Raw genomic sequence first — 19975 nt, forward strand, 5'->3', positions numbered from 1 at the left:
GCCACCGGCCGCGGAAGAACGGTGCGCCGAAAGGCAGTTGCGGGCGCCGGGCGGGCGGGCGGACAGTGGCCGGATGACCGACGTGATGACCGTCCGGCCGGCCGGCCCCTCGGACGCGTCCGACATCTGCGCCCTGCTCAACGCCGTCGACGTGATCGAGATCGGCAGACCCGAGACCGACCTGGCCGCGGTCGAGGCCGACCTCCACCACACCGGCGTCGACCTCGCCACCGACTCCTGGCTCGCCTTCGAGGGCGGCCGGCTCGTCGCGTACGGCCTGGTGTGGACCGACTCCGGGCCGGGCCGGATCGACGGCGACCACTACGTGCTGCCCGGCCACGACCGGGCCGCGCTCGCCCTGCTGGCGAGGATGGAGGCCCGGGCCCGCACGATGGCCGCCGGGGCGCCCGCGGGCCGGCTGCGGCTCCGGCTCAACGCCGAGCCCACCCTCGACCTGTCCCTGCTGACCGGGCGCGGCTACCGCAGCGTGCGCCGCTACCAGGTGATGACCCGCTCCCTGTCCCCGGCCGCCGCCCTCCCGCCGGCCGCCGACCTCCCGCCGGCCGCCCACACGTCCCCGGCCGCCGGCCTGCCGCCGGCCGCGCCGGAAGGACTGGTCCTGCGCGACTGCGCCGGCGGCGAGGCCGACCGGCGCCGGGCCCACGCCCTGGTGGAGGAGACCTTCGCCGCCCACCACGGCCACGTCGAGCGCACGTACGAGGCCTGGCTGGACCACCTCGACGCACACGCCCTGGACTGGTCCCTCGTGTGGATCGCGAGCCTGCCCGGCCACGGCGACGCGGGCGTCCTGCTCACCCGCGACGACCGCACCAGCATGGCCTGGGTCAGCCACCTCGGCGTACGGCAGGAGCTGCGCGGCCGCGGCATCGGCGGCCACCTCCTGCGCCACGGCTTCGCCGCCCATGCGGCACGCGGCCGCGACACCGTCGGCCTCGGCGTCGACGTCCGCAACGAGACGGGCGCGCTGAAGCTGTACGAGGCGCACGGCATGCGCCTGCACTACGCCGTCGACACCTGGGAGCTGGCTTTGCACCCCCAGGGGTGACAGCGCCGCGCGCACGGGTGCATTCGGGGCAACCAGGAGTGCACCGGCTCCCCCGGGGGGTGACATTGGCCCCACGTGAATCGTGGGAGTCACAAGGAGGCACTCCATGCGCGGAGCCACTCACGCCCGGTGGGCCGCTTGTGCGGTGGCCGTCGCCCTCGCGGCGACGGCCTGCGGCGGCGGAGGCGACAGTGGCGGCGGCGGAGGCGCGGGAATCGTCAGCTCCTCGTGGGGTGACCCGCAGAACCCGCTGGAGCCGGCCAACACCAACGAGGTGCAGGGCGGCAAGGTGCTGGACATGCTCTTCCGCGGGCTCAAGCGCTACGACCCGAAGACCGGCGCGGCCACGGACATGCTCGCCGCGAAGATCGAGACGAGTGACAGCCAGAACTTCACGATCACCCTCAAGGACGGCTGGACGTTCAGCAACGGCGAGCCGGTGACGGCCCATTCCTTCGTGGACGCCTGGAACTACGCCGCGGACGTGCGCAACAAGCAGAACAACGCACCGTTCTTCGCCGACATCAAGGGCTACGCGGACCTCCACCCGGCCTCCGGGGAGCCCACGGCCAAGACCATGTCCGGCCTGGTCGTCAAGGACGACAAGACCTTCACGGTGGCCCTCGACAAGAAGTTCTCCACCTGGCCCGACACCCTCGGCTACCAGGCCTTCTCCCCGCTGCCCAAGGCCTTCTTCACCGACCACTCCGGCTGGCTGGACAAGCCGGTCGGCAACGGCCCGTACACGGTGGACTCCTACACCAAGGGCACCGGCATGAAGCTGCGCGCCTGGGACGGCTACCCGGGCGCCGACAAGGCGCAGAACGGCGGCGTCGACCTGAAGGTCTACACCGACAACAACACCGCCTACACCGACCTGATCTCCGGCAACCTCGACCTCGTCGACGACGTCCCCGCGCAGCAGCTGAAGAACGTCAAGAACGACCTCGGCGACCGGTACATCAACCAGCCGGCCCTCATCATCCAGACCCTCACCTTCCCGCTGTACCAGCCCCAGTGGAACAAGGAGGGCATGGAGAAGGTCCGCCGCGGCATCTCGATGGCGGTCAACCGCGACGAGATCACCCGGCAGATCTTCCGCGGGACCCGCACCCCCGCCAAGGACTGGACCTCCCCGGCCCTCGGCGAGAAGGGCGGCTACAGCCCCACGCTGTGCGGCAGCGCCTGCACCTTCGACCCCGTGGAGGCGAAGAAGCTGATCCAGGAGGGCGGCGGCCTGCCCGGCGGCAGGGTCACCCTGACCTCCAACGTGGACACCGGATCGCACCGCGACTGGATGGACGCGGTCTGCAACAGCATCAACAACGCCCTCGGCCAGGGCCCGGTCTGCACGGTCAACCCGGTCGGCACCTTCGCCGACTTCCGCAACCAGCAGAGCTCCTACAAGCTGACCGGCCCGTTCCGCTCCGGCTGGCAGGCCGACTACCCGCTCATCCAGAACTTCCTGCAGCCGCTGTACTTCACCGGAGCCTCCTCCAACTACGGCAAGTTCAGCGACCCGGGCTTCGACAAGCTCGTCGACGAGGCCAACCAGGAGAGCGACCCCGCCAAGGCCATCGCCAAGTTCCAGGACGCCGAGAAGATCCTCGCCGAGCAGATGCCGGCCATCCCGCTCTGGTACCAGAACGGCAGCGCGGGCTACGCCGAACGCCTCTCGAACGTGGCGCTCAACCAGTTCAGCGTGCCCGTCTACAACGAGATCAAGGTCAGCTGATCCGCCACCGACACCCTGGAGCCCTGTGTGGGACGTTACGTGATCCGGCGGCTGCTGCAGATGATCCCGGTGTTCATCGGCAGCACCTTCCTGATCTTCTTCATGGTGTACGCGCTCGGCGACCCCGTCGCCGCCCTCTTCGGCGACAAGGCGCCCGACCCGGCCACCGCCGCGCGCATCCGCAAGGACCTCTACCTCGACCGCCCCCTGTGGCAGCAGTACCTCCACTACATGGGGCAGATCTTCCAGGGGGACTTCGGCAGGGCCTTCAACGGCCAGGAAGTCACCGAGCTGATGGCCGGTGCCTTCGCCGTCACCCTGCGGCTGACCTGCGTCGCCATCGTCATCGAGATCGTCGTCGGCATCACCCTCGGCGTGGTCAGCGGCCTGCGCCGCGGCAAGGCCGTCGACTCCGGCGTGCTGGTGCTCACCCTGATCGTCATCTCGGTGCCGACCTTCGTGACGGGCTACCTGCTCCAGTACCTGTTCGGCGTCCAGTTGCGCTGGGTGCGCCCCTCGGTCTCCCCGGACGCCCCCTTCAACGAGCTGATCCTGCCCGGCATCGTCCTGGCGCTCGTCTCCCTCGCGTACGTCACCCGCCTCTCGCGCACCTCCATCGCCGAGAACGTCAAGGCCGACTACGTGCGCACCGCGACGGCCAAGGGGCTGCCGCGCCACCGGGTCATCACCCGCCACCTGCTGCGCAACTCGCTGATCCCCGTCGTCACCTTCATCGGCACCGACATCGGCGCCCTGATGGGCGGCGCCATCATCACCGAGCGGATCTTCAACATCCACGGCGTCGGCTTCCTGCTCTACCAGGGCATCCTGCGCAACAACTCGCCCACGGTCGTGGGCTTCGTGACCATCCTCGTCATCGTCTTCCTGCTGGCGAACCTGCTGGTCGACCTGCTGTACGCGGTCCTGGACCCGAGGATCCGCTATGCCTGAGCCCGAGCCGTACGACCCGCTCAACCCGGGCGAGGACGAGGCCATCGCACCCACCGGACAGGGCGGACCCATGGACCTGGCGTTGGAGGAGGCCGAGAGCCTGGAGAAGCCGCTCGGCAACGACGGACCGGGCGGGACCGGGCCGGCCCACAAGCCCCGCTCCCTGTGGTCCGACGCCTGGCACCAGCTGCGCCGCAACCCCGTCTTCGTCGTCTCCGCGCTGCTGATCCTCTTCCTCGTCGTCATCGCGATCTGGCCCCAGCTCATCGCGAGCGGCGACCCGCTCCACTGCGACCTGTCCAAATCGCAGGAGGGCTCGTCGCCCGGGCACCCCTTCGGCTACGACACCCAGGGCTGCGACGTGTACACCCGCACCGTGTACGGGGCCCGGGCCTCGATCACCGTCGGCATCTGCGCCACCCTCGGCGCAGCGCTGCTCGGCTCCTTCCTCGGCGGCCTCGCCGGCTTCTTCGGCGGCTGGGGCGACGCCCTGCTCTCGCGGGTCGCCGACATCTTCTTCGGCATCCCCGTGGTCCTCGGCGGCCTGGTCTTCCTGTCCGTCGTCACCGGCACCACCGTCTGGCCGGTGGTCGGCTTCATCGTGCTGCTGGGCTGGCCGCAGGTCGCCCGCATCGCCCGCGGATCGGTGATCACCGCCAAGCACAACGACTACGTCCAGGCGGCCCGGGCGCTGGGCGCCGGAAACGCCCGGATGCTGCTGCGGCACGTGGCGCCCAACGCCGTCGCCCCGGTCATCGTCGTCGCCACCATCGCGCTCGGCACGTACATCGCCCTGGAGGCCACCCTGTCGTACCTCGGCGTGGGACTGCGCCCGCCCACCGTCTCCTGGGGCATCGACATCTCCAACGCGGCCCCGCAGATCCGCAACGCCCCGCACATGCTCCTGTGGCCGGCGGGCGCCCTGAGCATCACCGTGCTCGCGTTCATCATGCTCGGCGACGCGGTGCGCGACGCCCTCGATCCCAAGCTGCGCTGAGGAGCCTGCCCATGCTGCTCGAAGTGCGCGACCTGCACGTGGAGTTCACCACCCGCGACGGCGTCGCGAAGGCCGTCAACGGCGTGAGCTACGCGGTGGACGAGGGGGAGACGCTCGCCGTGCTGGGCGAGTCGGGATCCGGGAAATCGGTGACCGCCCAGGCCGTGATGGGCATCCTCGACACGCCCCCGGGCCGGATCGCGGGCGGCGAGATCCTCTTCAAGGGCAAGGACCTGCTGAGGGTGAAGGAGGAGGAGCGGCGCCGGATCCGCGGCGCCGAGATGGCAATGATCTTCCAGGACGCACTGTCCTCGCTGAACCCGGTGCTCAGCGTGGGCGCGCAGCTGGGGGAGATGTACGAGGTGCACCGCGGGATGTCCCGCAAGGACGCCCGGACCAGGGCGGTCGAGCTGATGGACCGGGTGAGGATCCCGGCGGCCCGGCAGCGGGTGGGGGACTACCCCCACCAGTTCTCCGGCGGCATGCGCCAGCGCATCATGATCGCGATGGCGCTGGCCCTGGAGCCCTCGCTGATCATCGCGGACGAGCCGACCACCGCGCTCGACGTCACCGTGCAGGCCCAGGTGATGGACCTGCTGGCGGAGCTGAGGCGCGAGCTGAACATGGGCCTGATCCTGATCACCCACGACCTGGGCGTCGTCGCCGACGTCGCCGACAGGATCGCGGTGATGTACGCGGGCCGGATCGTCGAGACCGCCCCGGTCCACGACCTCTACCGGGCGCCCGCCCACCCGTACACCCGCGGCCTGCTCGACTCGATCCCGCGCCTGGACCAGAAGGGCCAGGAGCTCTACGCGATCAAGGGCCTCCCACCGAGCCTGCTGGCCATCCCGCCCGGCTGCGCCTTCAATCCGCGCTGCCCGATGGCGCAGGCGGTCTGCCGCACCGACGTGCCGCCGCTGGCCCACGTCGCCGAGGGCCGCAGGAGCGCGTGCTTCTTCTGGAAGGAGTGCCTCCGTGGCTGAGCCCATCCTGGAGGTCCGCGACCTGGTCAAGCACTACCCGCTCACCCAGGGCATCCTCTTCAGGAAGCAGGTCGGCGCGGTCAAGGCCGTCGACGGGGTCTCCTTCGACCTCGCCCGGGGCGAAACCCTGGGCATCGTCGGGGAGTCGGGCTGCGGCAAGTCCACGGTGGCCAGGATGCTGGTCAACCTGGAGCGCCCGACCAGGGGGGCGATCTCGTACAAGGGCGAGGACATCACGAGGCTGTCCGGGCGGGCCCTGAAGGCCGTGCGGCGCAACATCCAGATGGTGTTCCAGGACCCGTACACCTCGCTGAACCCGCGCATGACGGTCGGCGACATCATCGGCGAGCCGTACGAGATCCACCCGGAGGCCGCCCCGAAGGGCGACCGGCGGCGCAGGGTCCAGGAGCTCCTGGACGTGGTCGGGCTGAACCCGGAGTACGTCAACCGCTACCCGCACCAGTTCTCCGGCGGCCAGCGCCAGCGCATCGGCATCGCCCGCGGCCTCGCCCTGCGCCCGGAGGTCATCGTCGCGGACGAGCCGGTCTCCGCGCTCGACGTATCGGTGCAGGCGCAGGTGGTCAACCTGCTGGAGCGCCTGCAGGACGAGTTCGACCTGTCCTACGTGTTCATCGCGCACGACCTGTCGATCGTCCGGCACATCTCGGACCGGGTCGGGGTGATGTACCTGGGCCGGATCGTGGAGATCGGCACCGACGCCCAGATCTACGACCACCCCACCCACCCGTACACCCAGGCCCTGCTGTCGGCGGTGCCGGTGCCGGACCCCGATGCGCGCACCCACCGCGAGCGGATCATCCTGACCGGTGACGTCCCCTCGCCGGCGAACCCGCCGTCCGGCTGCCCCTTCCGTACCCGCTGCTGGAAGGCGCAGGACAAGTGCGCCGCCGAGGTGCCGCCGCTGGCGGTCCCGGGCGTCTTCCCCTCGGGCCCGGCCGCCCACCCGTCGGCCTGCCACTTCGCCGCGGAGAAGCAGGTGGTCCCGCCCACCGGGGAGCTCCCTCCGCCGCCCGCGCCACCGGGGCCCCTGCACCCGTCGGTGTGAGCCGCGCAGAGGCGCACCGCCCGGCGCCCGGCGGCAGTTGGGGGCGCGCGGGCGAAGGGTTGGCGCCGCCGCAGGCGGGCAGACGGGGTAGCGTGCCGCCGAGGCGCCGGGCGGGCCGGCCGGGCCGGACGCGGGCGCGGGTCCTGACGGATTCGGTGCGACGCGGCCGCGGCAGCCGTGCGGCGACGGCGTTTTTCGGCCACCGCGGCGATTTCGCGGCGTGGTGGCCACTGTCACCCCAACCCGGTTCACAAAGCGGCAACTTGACCGTTTCTGTCCCGAGATGCGGACCGGGCAGCCTGAGGGCGTGCGGCCGTGCGGGCGCAGACGGCCGGCCGGGGAGGCGCACCGGCTCCCCGGCCGGCCACCCCCGTGACCCTGTGCATGCGCGGCGTGCGCCCCTCATGCTGCCGAATTTCGATCGATGCGCTGGTACGGATAGTTATGATCCGTAGCGCACGGTGGGTATGACTCCGCCGAGCACTGAGTACGAGTACGCGTACCGATGTCCGCTCGACGTGGAGGTGAAACGCCGTGGCACTCTCGATCTCGGCCGTGGTGCTGCTGGCGATCGTCGTCTTCCTGCTGGTCCGCCGGTCGGGCCTGAAGGCGGGACACGCCGCCGTCTGTGTGCTCCTCGGGTTCTACCTGGCCAGTTCGACCATCGCGCCGACCCTCAGCCAGCTCACGACGAACGTGGCCAGCATGATCAGTGGCCTCAAGCTGTAGCCCGCACGCCGCTTGATCGTAGGCTTGGGCCATGAACGGTCTTCCCGCCCGTCGTCTGCTCCTGGTGCACGCGCACCCGGACGACGAGTCCATCAACAACGGCGTCACCATGGCCAAGTACGCGGCCGAGGGGGCGCACGTCGCGCTGGTGACCTGCACCCTCGGCGAGGAGGGGGAGGTCATCCCGGCCGAGCTCGCCCACCTGGCGGCCGACCGCGACGACGCGCTCGGCCCCCACCGCATGGGCGAGCTCGCCGCGGCGATGGCGGAACTGGGCGTCAGCGACCACCGGTTCCTCGGCGGCCCGGGCCGCTTCCGCGACTCCGGGATGATGGGCGTGGAGCAGAACCGCCGGCCCGGCTCCTTCTGGTCGGCCGACGTGGACGAGGCCGCCGCCCACCTCGTCGAGGTGATCCGGGAGCTGCGGCCCCAGGTCCTCGTCACCTACGACCCCGACGGCGGGTACGGGCACCCCGACCACATCCAGGCCCACCGGGTCGCCATGCGCGCCGCCGAACTCGCCGCGGAGCCCGCGTACCGCCGCGACCTCGGCGACCCCCACGAGATCGCGAAGGTCTACTGGAACCGCGTGCCGCGCTCGGTGGTCGAGGAGGGCTTCGCCCGGCTGCGCGACGCCGGGACCAAGACGCCGTTCCCGGGGGTCGCTTCGCCACAGGACGTGCCCGGGGTCGTCGCCGACGACCGCGTCACCGCCGAGATCGGCGCCGACGAGGCCCTCGTGGCGGCCAAGGCGGCCGCGATGCGGGCCCACGCGACGCAGATCGCCGTGGACTTCCCCTTCTTCGCGCTCTCCAACGACCTCGCCCAGCCGCTGTTCGCCCGCGAGTACTACGAGCTCGTCCACGGCCGCCCCGGCGCCCCGGCCGGCGAGCGCGAGCAGGACCTGTTCGCCGGGGTGAGCGCATGAGCCGGCCCCTGACCCCGGGCCGGATCGCCGCCCTGCTCGGCCTGTTGGCCGTCGGCGTGCTGACCGGTCTGGCCGGCTGGCTGGTCGTGGACCTGTGGTTCCCCGGCGGCCTGGTGCTGGCACTGCTGGCCCTGTTCGGGCTGTTCCTCGGCGGCCGGATCGCCGTCGGGACCGGACTCGGCACGGGTGTCGGCGTGATCGGCTGGTTCCTGGTGTACGTGATGCTCGGGGTCCCGCGCCCCGAGGGCGACTTCCTGCTCGGTTCGTCCGGAATCGCCACGTACGCCTACCTTTTGGGCGGGGCCGTGGTGGCTGTGATCTGTGCCACGCTCCGCCTGCCGTACGACCGGCCGGTTTCGGCCGCTCCGCCCGGCCGCTGACAGGCCGTTGAACTCGGCCTCGGTGTGCGCTGCGGGGGGTTGGGCCGCAGGGCGCACGGCCTGCGCGGGGGGTGCGGGAAAGGCGAAGGGGAATCATTGATTCCCCTAGGTCAGTTGCCCGCGGGCCTCGGCCAGTATGGTGGTCGGGCCGCCGAGCTGCCCGCGCACGGTACGACGGGCGGTGGAGCCAACCGGGAGAACCTGCCTTGAGTCGTGAAACCGACCGTTCGTCCTCCGGGCCCCAGGGGCGCGGCGGAGCCGCCTACCCCTCGGGTACGCCGCCGTACGGAACCGGCCAGTACCCGTCCACGGACCCGGCAGCGACTGCCTCGGAGGAGAACTCTGTGACCTCGAACCCGTCCACGCCCGACACCGACGGGCCGAAGACCGAGACCACCCTGACGACCCGCATCCGGATCAACATCCCGGGTTCGCGGCCGATCCCGCCGGTGGTCGTACGCAAGCCGGTCGCCGCCGCCGAGGCGGAGGCCGAGCCGGAGCAGGCCGAAGCGGCCGCCGCGCCCGCCGCGTCCCCCGCGCCCGCGGAGCCGGCCGAACCGGAAGAGCCCGCGCCGGCCAACAACTGGTTCGCCCCGCGCAAGCCCGCACCCGCCGCGTCCGCGCCGCGCTCCCAGGCCCCGGCCCAGGCCCCGGCCCTGCCGAGCCGCCCCCAGGCCGCCGCCGGCCCCGCGCCCGCGCTGCCCACCCGTACGCCGTCCGCCCCGGCTCCCGGCCCGCTGCCGGTCCGCACCCCCGCGCCGCCCGGCGGCCCGGGTGCCCGCGGCGGCGCCGCCGCGGCCGGATTCGCCCCGGGCGGCCCCGCCCCGGCCCCCGCGGGCCCGCGCCCCGGCGCCCCCGCCGGCCCCGGCTTCGACGGCCCGGGCCGCTCCGCCACGCCCCCGGCCCCGATGCCCCCCGCCCCCGGCGGCCCCGGCACGGGCCCCGGCCCCGGCATGGGCATGGGCCCCGGCGGGACCGGCCCCGGCCCCGCGGGCCCGCTCGGCGGCCCCGGCGTCGGCGCGACCCAGGGCTTCCCCGCCTTCCCGGGCGACCCCGACGGCGGCCCCGCCACCGAGGCGTTCCCCGCCTTCGACGCCCCGGCAGGCCCCACCGGCCCGACCGGCGGCCCCGCCCTCGGCACCTTCCCCGTCGACGCCCCGCGCGCCGACGAGCCCCGCTGGCCCGGCCCCGAGCTGGACGAGCCGCGGCCCACCCCGGCCCCCGCGCCCCCGGCCCCCGGCCCGCGCGCCCCCAAGCCGGCCTCCGCCAAGGCCGCCCCCAAGCCCACCAAGGTCGCCAAGGCCCGTTCCAAGCTGGTCCTGGTCGGCGGCGGCGTCATCGCCCTGGTCGGCGTGGCCTACGGCGCCGGGCTGCTGCTGAACCACTCCGACGTCCCCAAGGGCACCACCGTCCTCGGCGTCGACATCAGCGGCAGCCGCGACGAGGCCGTCGCCAAGATCCAGACGGCCTTCGGCAGCCGGGCCGCCGCCCCGCTGCAGCTGACCGTCGGCGGCAAGCAGGTCGAGCTCAAGCCCGAGAAGGCCGGCCTGTCCCTCGACGCCCAGACCACCGTCCGCAACGCCGCGGGCAGCGACTACAACCCCGTCACCGTCATCGGCTCGCTCCTCGGCCAGGAGCGCGTCGCCGACCCGGTGATCCCCGTCGACGAGGAGAAGCTCCACGTCGCCCTCCAGGAGCTCGCCGGCACCGCGGGCACCGCCACCGAGGGGACCATCAAGTTCGACACCGGCAAGGCCGTCGCCGTCCCCGGCAAGGCCGGCACCACCCTCGACGCGGGCGCCTCCGCCGACCTGGTCACCAAGGCCTTCCGCACCATGGTCGCCACCGGCAAGGCGGCCCCGGTCGACCTGCCGGTCACCACCAAGGAGCCGGCGATCACCCAGGCGGAACTGGACCGGGCCATGAAGGAGTTCGCCGAGCCCGCCATGTCCGGCGTCGCCACCGTCAAGGCGGGCACCAAGTCCCTGCCCTTCGGCCCGAAGTCCCTGCCGAAGATCCTCAGCATGCAGGCCGTCGACGGCCACCTGGTCGAGAAGTACGACCTGGAGGCGCTCAAGGCCACGTACGGCAACAGCTTCGACGGAGTCCTGATCACCCGCGGCACGGGCGAGAAGACCCCGGTCACCCCGCAGGACGTCGCCGGCGCCCTCGGCAAGGCCCTGCGCGGCAAGACCGCCGCCGAGCGCACCGCCACGATCGACACCAACCCCAGCTGACGGCCCGCGCCCGAGGCACCTGCACGCAGCACGGGAGCCCCCGTCCCCGCCCGGGACGGGGGCTCCCGCGCTGTTCGGGCGGCCTGTCACACCGCGCGCATGACATCTGTCATCCGCCGCTCACGACGGCAGACACTGCCGCACGCCCACCCGTACGGGCGAACCTTGGGGCATGACGACGACCTCGGCGCACACCGCCGCCGCGCAGGACACCGGACCCGGTGCCGGCCCCGTGGTGAGCTTCCGCAACGTGACCAAGAGCTACGGCGCGGTCCGCGCGGTCGACGGCCTCTCCCTCGAGCTCCACCCGGGCGAGACCGTCGCACTGCTCGGCCCCAACGGCGCCGGCAAGTCCTCCACCCTCGACCTCCTCCTCGGCCTGCGCCCCGCCGACTCCGGCACCGTCCGGCTCTTCGGCACCGGCCCGCGCGAGGCCGTCGCCGCCGGCCGCGTCGGCGCGATGCTCCAGAGCGGCGGTCTGATGGAGGAGGTCACCGTCCGCGAGATCGTCGCCCTCGGCTGCGCCCTGCACCCCCGCCCCCACCCGGTGGACGAGGTCCTCAGCCGCGCCGGCGTCACCGAGATCGCCGACCGCATGGTCAACAAGCTCTCCGGCGGCCAGGAGCAGCGCGTCCGCTTCGCCCTCGCCACCGCCGGCCGCAGCGACCTGATCGTCCTCGACGAGCCCACCACCGGCATGGACGTCACCTCCCGCCAGGCCTTCTGGGCCACCATGCGCGAGCAGGCCGCACAGGGCCGCACCGTCCTGTTCGCCACCCACTACCTGGAGGAGGCCGACGCGATCGCCGACCGCGTCCTGGTCCTGAACAAGGGCCGCCTCCTCGCCGACGGCACCGCCGCCGAGATCAAGGCCAAGGCCGGCGCCCGCCGGATCGCCTTCGACCTGGCCCCGGACGCCCCCGTGGACGAGGCCGCGCTGCGCGCCCTGCCGCACCTGACCGCGTACGAGCGGCACGGCGGGACGATCAGGCTCCAGTCGAGCGACGCCGACGCCACGGTCCACGCCGTCTACGCGCTCGGCCTCTACCCCCGGAACCTGGAAGTCGCCGGACTGGGCCTGGAACAGGCCTTCATCGCCCTCACCGAGGCCGAGGAGGCCGCCGCATCATGAACCAGCTCATCAAGCTCGAGATCACCCGCGCCCTGCGCAACAAGAAGTACCTGTTCTTCACGGTCCTCTACCCGGCCGCCCTGTTTCTGATGCTCGGCGGCACCCTGGACGGCACCACGAAGGTCCTGGGCACCGAACTGACCATGCCCGCCTTCTACATGGTCGCCATGGCCTCCTTCGGCGCGCTGACCGCCGTCCTGATGGGCAACAGCGAGCGCATCGCCAAGGAACGCGAGAAGGGCTGGGTGCGCCAGCTGCGCCTGACCGCCCTGCCCGGGCGCGGGTACGTGCTCGGCAAGACCGCCAGCGCCGGCGTGCTGTCCCTGCCCTCGATCGTCACCGTGTTCGCGGTCGCCGCGGCCGTCAAGGGCGTCCGCTTCGAGGCCTGGCAGTGGCTGGCCCTGACCGGCTCCATCTGGGCCGGCAGCCTGGTCTTCGCCGCCCTCGGCGTGGCCATCGGCTACCTGGCCACCGCGGACAACGTCCGCCCCCTGTCGATGCTCGTCTACTTCGGGCTGTCCATCCTCGGCGGCCTGTGGATGCCCACCGCCAACTTCCCGCAGTGGCTGCGGGACATCTGCGAGTGGCTGCCCACCCGTGCGTACGCCGGCCTCGGCCAGGCCATCGAGCTCGGCGGTGCGCCGCACCTGAAGGACGTGGCGATCCTCGCCGTCTACTTCGTACTGTTCACCGGTGCGGCCGCCTGGCTGTACCGCAAGGACTCACTGAAGGCATGAACCCGTGGCGCTGACCCAGGAGGCCGACGGCGCGAGCCGCATCGGCCGCGGACCCGAGACCACCGTGCACAAAGTGGTGAAGAGCCTCTGGATCGCGATCTGGCTCTTCTACCTCAGCGCCCCCGTCGCCGACCTGGTCCACGGCGGCCACGGCAGCACGGCCCGGCTGCTCGGGGGCCTCGGCCTGCTGGCCTTCGTCGCCTCCTACCTGGTGCTGGTCTTCCACCCGGAACGACAGCTGCCGGTACGCCGCGTCCTGATCTCCCTCACCGTGCTCACCACCCTGGCCACGGTGCTGTCGCTGGCCCTGGGGCGCGAGTGGCTGGTGCTCTTCGTCTACGTCTCCATCTCCTCCGGCGCCGCCCTGCCGGGGGAGATGTCCCGCTGGTCGGTTCCGGCCGCGACCGCGCTGATGATGGTGGTGGCCCCGGCGCTGCCCGGCTGGGACGGCTACCTGGCCTCGCTCATGATCCCGGCCCTGATGGGCGGGTTCGCGATGGTCGGGGTCCGCGAGTTGATCCGGACCACGATCGAACTCCGCCAGGCGCGCGCCACGGTGGCGCAGCTCGCGGCCAACGAGGAGCGGTTGCGGATGGCCCGCGACCTGCACGACCTGCTGGGGCACTCGCTGTCCCTGATCACGCTCAAGAGCGAGCTCGCGGGCCGGATGCTGCCGGGCCACCCCGAGCAGGCCGCCCAGCAGGTCGCCGACATCGAGCGGGTCAGCCGCCAGGCCCTGGTCGACGTACGGGAGGCCGTGAGCGGCTACCGGCGGGCCACCCTGCCCGGCGAACTCGCCGGTGCGCGGACCGCGCTGACCGCGGCCGGGGTGGCGGCGGACCTTCCGGCCGAGGCGGTCGACGGCCTTCCGGAGGAGGTGGAGGCGGCCCTGGCCTGGTCGCTGCGCGAGGCGGTGACCAATGTGGTCCGCCACAGCGGGGCCAAGCGCTGCACGGTCAGCCTGGAACGGCGCCAGACCCTGGCCGGGGAGATGGTGGAGCTGTCGGTCGCGGACGACGGCGCGGGCGGGCAGGCCGTGCCGGGCAACGGGCTGTCGGGCCTGACGGAGCGTCTGGAGGCCGTCGGCGGCAGCCTGTCGGCCGGTCCGGCGGGCAAGAGGGGCTTCCGGCTGCTCGCCCGCATCCCCCTAGGATCAGGGGCATGACCCCCGCACGCCCCATCCGGATCCTCCTCGCCGAGGACCAGTCCATGGTCCGCGAGGCCCTCGCGGCGCTGCTCGGCCTGGAGCCCGACATCGAGGTGGTGGCCCAGGTGGCGCGCGGCGACGAGGTGGTGGCCGCCGCCCGTGCGCACGACGTGAACGTCGCCCTGCTGGACATCGAGATGCCCGGCATGACCGGCATCGAGGCGGCCGCCGCCCTGCGCGAGGCGCTGCCGCGGCTGCAGATCGTCGTGCTGACCACCTTCGGCCGGCCCGGATACCTGCGGGGGGCGATGGAGGCCGGGGCCTCGGCGTTCCTGGTCAAGGACGCGCCGGCCGCGCAGCTGGCGGAGGCGGTGCGCAAGGTGATGGCGGGGGAGCGGGTGATCGATCCCACGCTGGCGGCGGCGGCGCTGGCCGAGGGGGCGAACCCGCTGACCGACCGGGAGCGGGAGGTGCTGCGGGCCGCGGAGAACGGGGCGACCAACGCCGAGCTGGCGGCCGCGCTCCACCTCTCCCAGGGGACGGTGCGCAACTACCTCTCGACGGCCATCCAGAAGATGGCCGCCCGCAACCGGGCCGAAGCGGTCCGCGCAGCCCGCGAAAAGGGCTGGCTGTAGCCCAGCCCGCCCCCTGGGGCTCCGCGCAGCGGGGCCCGTACGGGGCGGGCCGGTCAGTTGAGCAGGGCTCGGGCGGCGGCGGCCTCGGCGCGGATGCGGGCGGCGGCGTCGGCATCGAACGCCGCGACCACCTCCGCGTACGCGTCCAGCTCCGAGGCCCCCTCCCGGAAGGACCCCCGCTCCACGAGGAGGCGAGCACGCTCGTACCGCAGCGAAGCCGGGTGGGACGGCAGGAGGAGCGAGAGCTCCAGGGCCCACAGGGCGACCCCGGACTGCTCCGGACGGGCCGCGGCCCACGCCCGGATGTTGTTCAGGATCCGCAGCACGATGTCCAGCGTGCGGGCGGGCGTCCGCGGCCCGGACGCCAGTTCGGCCGGCCCGGTCCCCAGCGCGGCCCCGCCCGCGAACGGGTCGACGACGACGCCCTCCTCCGGGTCCCCGAAGCCCACCACGAAGTGCCCCGGCAGCCCGAGCCCGTACACCGGCGCCCCCGCGCGCCGCGCAACCTCCAGCCACACCACCGACAGCAGGATCGGCAGCCCCCGGCGCCTGCGCAGCACCTCGTGCAGCAGCGAGGACGACAGCCGGTCGTAGTCGGCGGGCGTGCCGTGGAAGCCGAGCCGCCCGCCGAGCAGCTCGGTCACCGCCGACGCCCAGGCCCGGGCCCCGCGCAGCCCGTACGGCAGCATGCCGGCGAGCCGGTCCAGCTCGATCTGCGCCCAGTCCATGGCCCGTTCGTCCAGGTCCGGATCCGCCTCGGCGGCCAGCAGCAGGCACAGCACCGACAGGTCGGGCCGCTCGGAGCGGGCCTCCTGCGCGAACTGCTCCCGGATCCGCGAGCTCACCGGGCCGCCGCCCGGTAGTGGTGGTACGCGTGGTGCGTCGCGAAGCCCAGCCCGTCGTACAGCCCGCGCGCGGCCCCGTTGTCCGTCTCGACCTGCAGCCAGGCCGCCGAGGCCCCCTCGTCGAGCGCCTGCCGGGCCAGCGCCGCCATCACCGCCGTGGCCAGGCCCCCGCGCCGGTGCTCGGGATCGACCTCGACGGCCGCGAACCCCGCCCACCGGCCGTCGACCACCAGCCGGCCGATGGCCCGGCCGGGCAGCGTCGCGAACCACACCGACGGTCCGGCGACCAGCACCTGCCGGGCCACGTCCGGATCCTCGACCTTCCCGTAGCGGCCGAGCCACTCCTCGTCGGGGGTCCGGGCGAGCCGGACGTGCGCGGTGTCCGCGATGGTGTCGGCGATCGGCGCCAGTGCCGCGGTGCGGACCTCCGCCGACACCTGCCGCGCCCACCCGCGCCGCTCCAGCTCCGCGCACAGCAGCTCCTGGGTGCCGGCGGCCCCGGTCGCGGCCTGCACGTACGCCGGAAGCCCTCGTTCCGCGTACCAGGACGTCACCCGCGCGAGTGCTTCGTCCAGCGGGAGCCCCGGCTCGCCGAGCGGCAGGACCGAGTTGGCCCGCCGGGTGAAGCCGCGGGCGGCCCGCAGCGTCCACTCGCCGAGCGGCTCGCTCTCCAGCGGCTGCCAGGACCGCGCCGCCACGCGCGCGAGCTCCTCGAAGGAGGCCGCGGGCCCGCGCCGCCGGGCCGGAGCGGGGGGCACCACCTTGCCCGCCACCAGCGCCGATTCCGCGATGCGGACGGACTCGCCGTTCTTCCGTGTGATCGTCAGCACACCCTGGTCCCAGGATGTGAGAACCCCTACCGTGTCCGTGAAGGCGGGCGAACCGCCGGCCCCGCTTTCCACCCGTCGTACAGAGACTCGTTTACCCACGTCAGCCGGGGTGATACGGATCTCCAGCAGCCCACCGGCAGTGATTTCCACAGCTCTGTCCGCCCCTCCTGTTCGGATCGTGCCCGGGAACGGAGATACTAGGCGTGGGCATCGACGACGCCGCGCTCCCGCGCGATATGGACAGCCCTACCGAGGAGGAACAGAGCGTGACCTACGTCATCGCGGAGCCTTGTGTCGACGTCAAGGACAAGGCATGCATCGAAGAGTGCCCCGTCGACTGCATCTACGAGGGCCAGCGGTCCTTGTACATCCACCCGGACGAATGCGTCGACTGCGGCGCCTGTGAGCCGGTCTGCCCGGTCGAGGCCATCTTCTACGAGGACGACACCCCGGAGGAGTGGAAGGAGTACTACAAGGCGAACGTCGAGTTCTTCGACGAGCTCGGTTCGCCCGGTGGTGCCTCGAAGCTGGGTCTGATCGAGCGCGACCACCCCTTCATCGCCGCGCTGCCGCCCATGGGCGAAGGCCACTGACGGCCCTGCCGCCCCGGCACGCGCACCTCGGTCCCGTTCGGCCCCCGGGCCGCGCGGGACCGAGTCGTTTGCGGCCCCAGGCCGTTCCCGCAGTTCCGCAGTTCCAGGCACGCACGAGAGAGCAGAGAGCACCGTGGCCGCAGTATCCGCACGTCTTCCCGTCTTTCCCTGGGACAAGCTGGAGCCGTACAAGACGACGGCCGCGGCGCACCCCGACGGCATCGTCGACCTGTCCGTCGGCACGCCCGTGGACCCGGTGCCGCAGCTGATCCGGGACGCCCTGGTCGCGGCCGCCGACTCCCCGGGCTACCCCACCGTCTGGGGCACCCCCGCCCTGCGCGACGCGATCACCGGCTGGCTGCGCGGCCGGCTCGGCGCGAGCGCCGCCGGGCACCGCAACGTCCTGCCGGTCGTCGGCTCCAAGGAGCTGGTGGCCTGGCTGCCGACCCAGCTGGGCCTGGGCGCCGGGGACAAGGTCGCCTACCCGCGGCTCGCCTACCCCACGTACGAGGTCGGCGCACGGCTGTGCGGGGCCGAGGCCGTGGTCTACGACGACCCGACCGAGCTCGACCCGGCCGGCCTGAAGCTGCTGTGGCTCAACTCCCCCTCGAACCCGACCGGGAAGGTCATCCCCAAGGACGAGCTGGTCCGCATCGTCGCCTGGGCGCGCGAGCACGGGATCCTGGTGTTCAGCGACGAGTGCTACCTGGAGCTGGGCTGGGAGGCCGAGCCCGTCTCCGTCCTCCACGACGACGTGTGCGGCGGCTCGTACGAGGGCCTCGTGGCCGTCCACTCCCTGTCCAAGCGCTCCAACCTGGCGGGCTACCGGGCCGCCTTCATCGCCGGCGACGCGGACGTCCTCGGCGAACTGCTGGAGATCCGCAAGCACGGCGGCATGATGACCCCGGCTCCCGTACAGGCGGCCACCGTTGCGGCGCTCGGCGACGACGCGCACGTGGAGGAGCAGCGCGCGCGCTACGCGGCCCGGCGCGAGGCGCTGCGCACGGCGCTCGAGGCGCACGGCTTCCGGATCGAGCACAGCGAGGCCAGCCTCTACCTGTGGGTGACCCGCGACGAGCCCTGCTGGGACACCGTGGCGCACCTGGCCGAGCTCGGGATCCTGGTGGCGCCCGGCGACTTCTACGGCGAGGCGGGGGCCCGGCACGTCCGCGTGGCGTTCACGGCGACGGACGAGCGGGTGGCGGCGGCCGTCAAGCGGCTCGCCTGACACCGGCCGGCGGACGACACGCGAGAGGGGCCGGGAGCGACTCCCGGCCCCTCTGGTGCGCCTTCGCCTGCGATCAGCCGCCCAGACCGTTCAGCGGCAGGGTGTTCAGCGGCAGGTTCTGCGTGGGCACCGCGCCGGTCAGCTCGCCGGCCGGCACCGCGCCGGCCACGTCGCCGCCCGGCAGCCCCTTGGCGGCCGGCAGCCCGCCGAGCAGGGCGCCCGTGGTGTCGGTGACCTGGCCGGGGGCGCCCGGCAGGGCGTGGGCGGCGGTGTCGGTGGCCGTGTGGGCGGCGGCCTCGCCGGCGCCGACCGTGTCGCCGGCGGCGGCCGTGGCGTCCGAGCCGGTGAGCGCGCCCAGCTGCGGCACGGACTCCAGGCCCGCGGCGCTGGCGGCGCCGGCCGCACCGACCACGGGAGCTGCCCCGGCTGCGAGCAGCAGCGCGGTACGGGCGATCCGGCGGGTCAGGGGGAGGGACATGATGCTCCTAAGCGGTAGCGGCTGAGTACGCCCGTACAACCGCTCGCGGGGCGGGGCGGGTTGCGGAGCCGATGGGTAAAGGATCGGTAACGCATCGTTTTATCGGCTTCCCGGAAAAGCGCCGGGAACCCGCCCCCACCAGGCCTTCCGTACCCACAGGTGCCCCGCGCCCCGCCCCGGCGATCACCCCCGGGCGGGGGACGCCCCGCACGCCTGAGCGGAGATCCGGGCCGCGCGTCACTTCTTGACGAAGATGCGCACCTCGCCCTGCGGCGCGTTGTGCGGGTCGCCGTCGCCCGCCTTGGCCCCCGGCAGCCCCTTGTTCTGCCACTGGCCCTTCGCCTCGCCGGCGACCCAGCCCCGCTGGTTGTAGGAGACCCGCGCGATGCCCAGCCCGCGCGCGTTCGCCACGGCCCACCCGGCGATCGCCCGGCTGCCGCGCTCCGCGGGCTCCCCGCCGCCGCTCTTCTCCACGACCGTGACCTCGGACTCCTTGATCCCCCGGCCGCCGTCCGCGGCGCCGCCCGGCGCGGCGGGCGTCGTGTGCAGCGCGTTCTTCGCGAAGATCCGCTTCAGCTCGCCCCGCACCTTCTCCGGGTCGCCGGGAGTGGTCGGGGCGGGCCCGCCGCAGGTCAGCTCGCCGCCGCCCGCGAAGGCCGCCGTCAGGACCGTAGCGTCCGGCTCGTGCTTCGCGTACGCCTGCGGGAAGCCGCTCAGCTGCACCCGCTGCGCGGCCTCCGTCAGCGGCAGCCGCGAGTACCCCTTGATCTCGACCAGCCGGTCGTAGAAGATCCCCGCCGAGTACACCGGGTCCATGATCTGCTCCGGGGTGCCCCACCCCTGCGAGGGCCGCTGCTGGAACAGGCCCAGCGAATCCCGGTCGCCGTGGTCGAGGTTGCGCAGCGCCGACTCCTGCATGGCCGTCGCCAGCGCGATCGTCACGGCCCGGTCCGGCAGCCCCTTCGCCACGCCGACCGCGGCTATCGTCGCCGCGTTCGCCGCCTGCTCCGGCGTCATGTCGTAGGACTGGCGTGCGCCCCGGTCGGCGACATTTCCGGCCGTATCGAAAGCCGTGCAGTGCGGTGCACCGCCACCGCCCAGCGAGTTGAACTGGACCACGAGGTAGCCGACGAGCGCCAGCAGGACGCACAGGCCGGCGGCCGTCAGGAGCCGACGGCGGCGGCGGGGGCGGGGAAGATCGCTCTGGGACACGCGGCCCACCGTACTTGAGCCAGATGCCACGTCCACCGGCCGGACGTGAGACGTTCGCCGCAG

General features: G+C 73.2%; 20 protein-coding genes. 16 read left to right on the forward strand and 4 right to left on the reverse strand.

Going from position 1 to position 19975, the window contains the following annotated elements; translation table 11 throughout:
• Nucleotides 1-73 precede the first annotated feature (73 nt).
• From AB0953_RS09000 to AB0953_RS09065, 14 genes are all read left to right on the forward strand, one after another.
• Nucleotides 74-1066 carry a GNAT family N-acetyltransferase gene (locus AB0953_RS09000; RefSeq protein WP_366858741.1) on the forward strand — a complete coding sequence of 331 codons (993 nt, stop codon included), beginning with the start codon at nucleotides 74-76 and terminating at the stop codon, nucleotides 1064-1066.
• Between the two features lie 106 nt (nucleotides 1067-1172).
• Nucleotides 1173-2801 (forward strand): ABC transporter substrate-binding protein, encoded by a 1629-nt coding sequence (locus AB0953_RS09005; RefSeq protein ID WP_366858742.1) that lies wholly within the window; start codon nucleotides 1173-1175, stop codon nucleotides 2799-2801.
• Nucleotides 2802-2828: 27 nt separating this feature from the next.
• Nucleotides 2829-3752 (forward strand): ABC transporter permease, encoded by a 924-nt coding sequence (locus tag AB0953_RS09010; RefSeq protein ID WP_366858743.1) that lies wholly within the window; start codon nucleotides 2829-2831, stop codon nucleotides 3750-3752.
• The gene (locus tag AB0953_RS09015; RefSeq protein WP_366858744.1) at nucleotides 3745-4749 is read left to right on the forward strand and encodes an ABC transporter permease; all 1005 of its coding nucleotides are present in this window, start codon (nucleotides 3745-3747) and stop codon (nucleotides 4747-4749) included. Before AB0953_RS09010 ends, AB0953_RS09015 begins: the two co-directional genes overlap by 8 nt.
• Nucleotides 4750-4760: 11 nt before the next feature.
• On the forward strand, nucleotides 4761-5735 hold the full coding sequence (locus AB0953_RS09020; protein WP_366858745.1) for an ABC transporter ATP-binding protein: 975 nt from the start codon (nucleotides 4761-4763) through the stop codon (nucleotides 5733-5735).
• The gene (locus AB0953_RS09025) at nucleotides 5728-6801 is read left to right on the forward strand and encodes a dipeptide ABC transporter ATP-binding protein (RefSeq protein ID WP_366858746.1); all 1074 of its coding nucleotides are present in this window, start codon (nucleotides 5728-5730) and stop codon (nucleotides 6799-6801) included. The genes AB0953_RS09020 and AB0953_RS09025 overlap by 8 nt, the downstream gene beginning before the upstream one ends.
• Nucleotides 6802-7335: 534 nt before the next feature.
• Nucleotides 7336-7530: a hypothetical protein gene (locus tag AB0953_RS09030; RefSeq protein ID WP_030153401.1), complete on the forward strand. Its 195-nt coding sequence runs from the start codon at nucleotides 7336-7338 to the stop codon at nucleotides 7528-7530.
• A gap of 31 nt (nucleotides 7531-7561) precedes the next feature.
• Entirely contained in the window at nucleotides 7562-8458 is an 897-nt protein-coding gene (gene mshB / locus AB0953_RS09035) for an N-acetyl-1-D-myo-inositol-2-amino-2-deoxy-alpha-D-glucopyranoside deacetylase (RefSeq protein WP_366858747.1), read from the forward strand.
• Nucleotides 8455-8838 (forward strand): DUF6113 family protein, encoded by a 384-nt coding sequence (locus AB0953_RS09040; protein ID WP_366858748.1) that lies wholly within the window; start codon nucleotides 8455-8457, stop codon nucleotides 8836-8838. Before mshB ends, AB0953_RS09040 begins: the two co-directional genes overlap by 4 nt.
• Nucleotides 8839-9182: 344 nt before the next feature.
• The gene (locus tag AB0953_RS09045) at nucleotides 9183-11075 is read left to right on the forward strand and encodes a hypothetical protein (protein WP_366858749.1); all 1893 of its coding nucleotides are present in this window, start codon (nucleotides 9183-9185) and stop codon (nucleotides 11073-11075) included.
• A 172-nt stretch (nucleotides 11076-11247) separates the two neighbouring features.
• The gene (locus AB0953_RS09050) at nucleotides 11248-12207 is read left to right on the forward strand and encodes an ABC transporter ATP-binding protein (protein ID WP_366858750.1); all 960 of its coding nucleotides are present in this window, start codon (nucleotides 11248-11250) and stop codon (nucleotides 12205-12207) included.
• A complete protein-coding gene (locus AB0953_RS09055) occupies nucleotides 12204-12944 on the forward strand; it encodes an ABC transporter permease (RefSeq protein WP_366858751.1) in 741 nt (246 codons plus the stop codon). Before AB0953_RS09050 ends, AB0953_RS09055 begins: the two co-directional genes overlap by 4 nt.
• Before the next feature lie 10 nt (nucleotides 12945-12954).
• Complete coding sequence (locus tag AB0953_RS09060) at nucleotides 12955-14109, forward strand: sensor histidine kinase (protein WP_366858938.1); 1155 nt, start codon at nucleotides 12955-12957, stop codon at nucleotides 14107-14109.
• Nucleotides 14106-14726, forward strand: a complete 621-nt coding sequence (locus tag AB0953_RS09065) for a response regulator transcription factor (protein WP_366858752.1) — start codon at nucleotides 14106-14108, stop codon at nucleotides 14724-14726. The genes AB0953_RS09060 and AB0953_RS09065 overlap by 4 nt, the downstream gene beginning before the upstream one ends.
• 53 nt (nucleotides 14727-14779) lie before the next feature.
• Here the strand turns inward: AB0953_RS09065 and AB0953_RS09070 are convergent, their stop codons facing one another.
• Entirely contained in the window at nucleotides 14780-15571 is a 792-nt protein-coding gene (locus AB0953_RS09070; protein ID WP_366858753.1) for a transglutaminase-like domain-containing protein, read from the reverse strand.
• Nucleotides 15568-16551, reverse strand: a complete 984-nt coding sequence (locus tag AB0953_RS09075) for a GNAT family N-acetyltransferase (RefSeq protein ID WP_366858754.1) — start codon at nucleotides 16549-16551, stop codon at nucleotides 15568-15570. Before AB0953_RS09075 ends, AB0953_RS09070 begins: the two co-directional genes overlap by 4 nt.
• A 116-nt stretch (nucleotides 16552-16667) precedes the next feature.
• Here AB0953_RS09075 and fdxA point away from each other — a divergent pair, with 116 nt between their 5' ends.
• Both fdxA and dapC read left to right on the forward strand, forming a co-directional pair.
• Nucleotides 16668-16994 (forward strand): ferredoxin, encoded by a 327-nt coding sequence (gene fdxA, locus AB0953_RS09080; protein ID WP_114054017.1) that lies wholly within the window; start codon nucleotides 16668-16670, stop codon nucleotides 16992-16994.
• Between the two features lie 133 nt (nucleotides 16995-17127).
• Nucleotides 17128-18222 (forward strand): succinyldiaminopimelate transaminase, encoded by a 1095-nt coding sequence (dapC, locus tag AB0953_RS09085; RefSeq protein WP_366858755.1) that lies wholly within the window; start codon nucleotides 17128-17130, stop codon nucleotides 18220-18222.
• Between the two features lie 73 nt (nucleotides 18223-18295).
• Here dapC and AB0953_RS09090 read toward each other — a convergent pair whose 3' ends face one another.
• Nucleotides 18296-18700 (reverse strand): ATP-binding protein, encoded by a 405-nt coding sequence (locus tag AB0953_RS09090; protein WP_366858756.1) that lies wholly within the window; start codon nucleotides 18698-18700, stop codon nucleotides 18296-18298.
• Nucleotides 18701-18937: 237 nt separating this feature from the next.
• On the reverse strand, nucleotides 18938-19912 hold the full coding sequence (locus tag AB0953_RS09095) for a hypothetical protein (RefSeq protein WP_366858757.1): 975 nt from the start codon (nucleotides 19910-19912) through the stop codon (nucleotides 18938-18940).
• Between the last annotated feature and the right edge of the window lie 63 nt (nucleotides 19913-19975).

The sequence above is a fragment of the Streptomyces sp. NPDC046866 genome (assembly GCF_040704625.1).
Taxonomy (GTDB): Bacteria; Actinomycetota; Actinomycetes; order Streptomycetales; family Streptomycetaceae; genus Streptomyces.

Coding starts and splice junctions, on each gene's coding strand:
- AB0953_RS09065 (WP_366858752.1), top strand. CDS start 14,106: ATGACCCCCGCACGCCCCATCCGGATCCTCCTCGCCGAGGACCAGTCC.
- AB0953_RS09090 (WP_366858756.1), bottom strand. CDS start 18,700: ATGTCCCTCCCCCTGACCCGCCGGATCGCCCGTACCGCGCTGCTGCTC.
- AB0953_RS09055 (WP_366858751.1), top strand. CDS start 12,204: ATGAACCAGCTCATCAAGCTCGAGATCACCCGCGCCCTGCGCAACAAG.
- AB0953_RS09050 (WP_366858750.1), top strand. CDS start 11,248: ATGACGACGACCTCGGCGCACACCGCCGCCGCGCAGGACACCGGACCC.
- AB0953_RS09040 (WP_366858748.1), top strand. CDS start 8,455: ATGAGCCGGCCCCTGACCCCGGGCCGGATCGCCGCCCTGCTCGGCCTG.
- AB0953_RS09020 (WP_366858745.1), top strand. CDS start 4,761: ATGCTGCTCGAAGTGCGCGACCTGCACGTGGAGTTCACCACCCGCGAC.
- AB0953_RS09000 (WP_366858741.1), top strand. CDS start 74: ATGACCGACGTGATGACCGTCCGGCCGGCCGGCCCCTCGGACGCGTCC.
- AB0953_RS09005 (WP_366858742.1), top strand. CDS start 1,173: ATGCGCGGAGCCACTCACGCCCGGTGGGCCGCTTGTGCGGTGGCCGTC.
- AB0953_RS09015 (WP_366858744.1), top strand. CDS start 3,745: ATGCCTGAGCCCGAGCCGTACGACCCGCTCAACCCGGGCGAGGACGAG.
- mshB (WP_366858747.1), top strand. CDS start 7,562: ATGAACGGTCTTCCCGCCCGTCGTCTGCTCCTGGTGCACGCGCACCCG.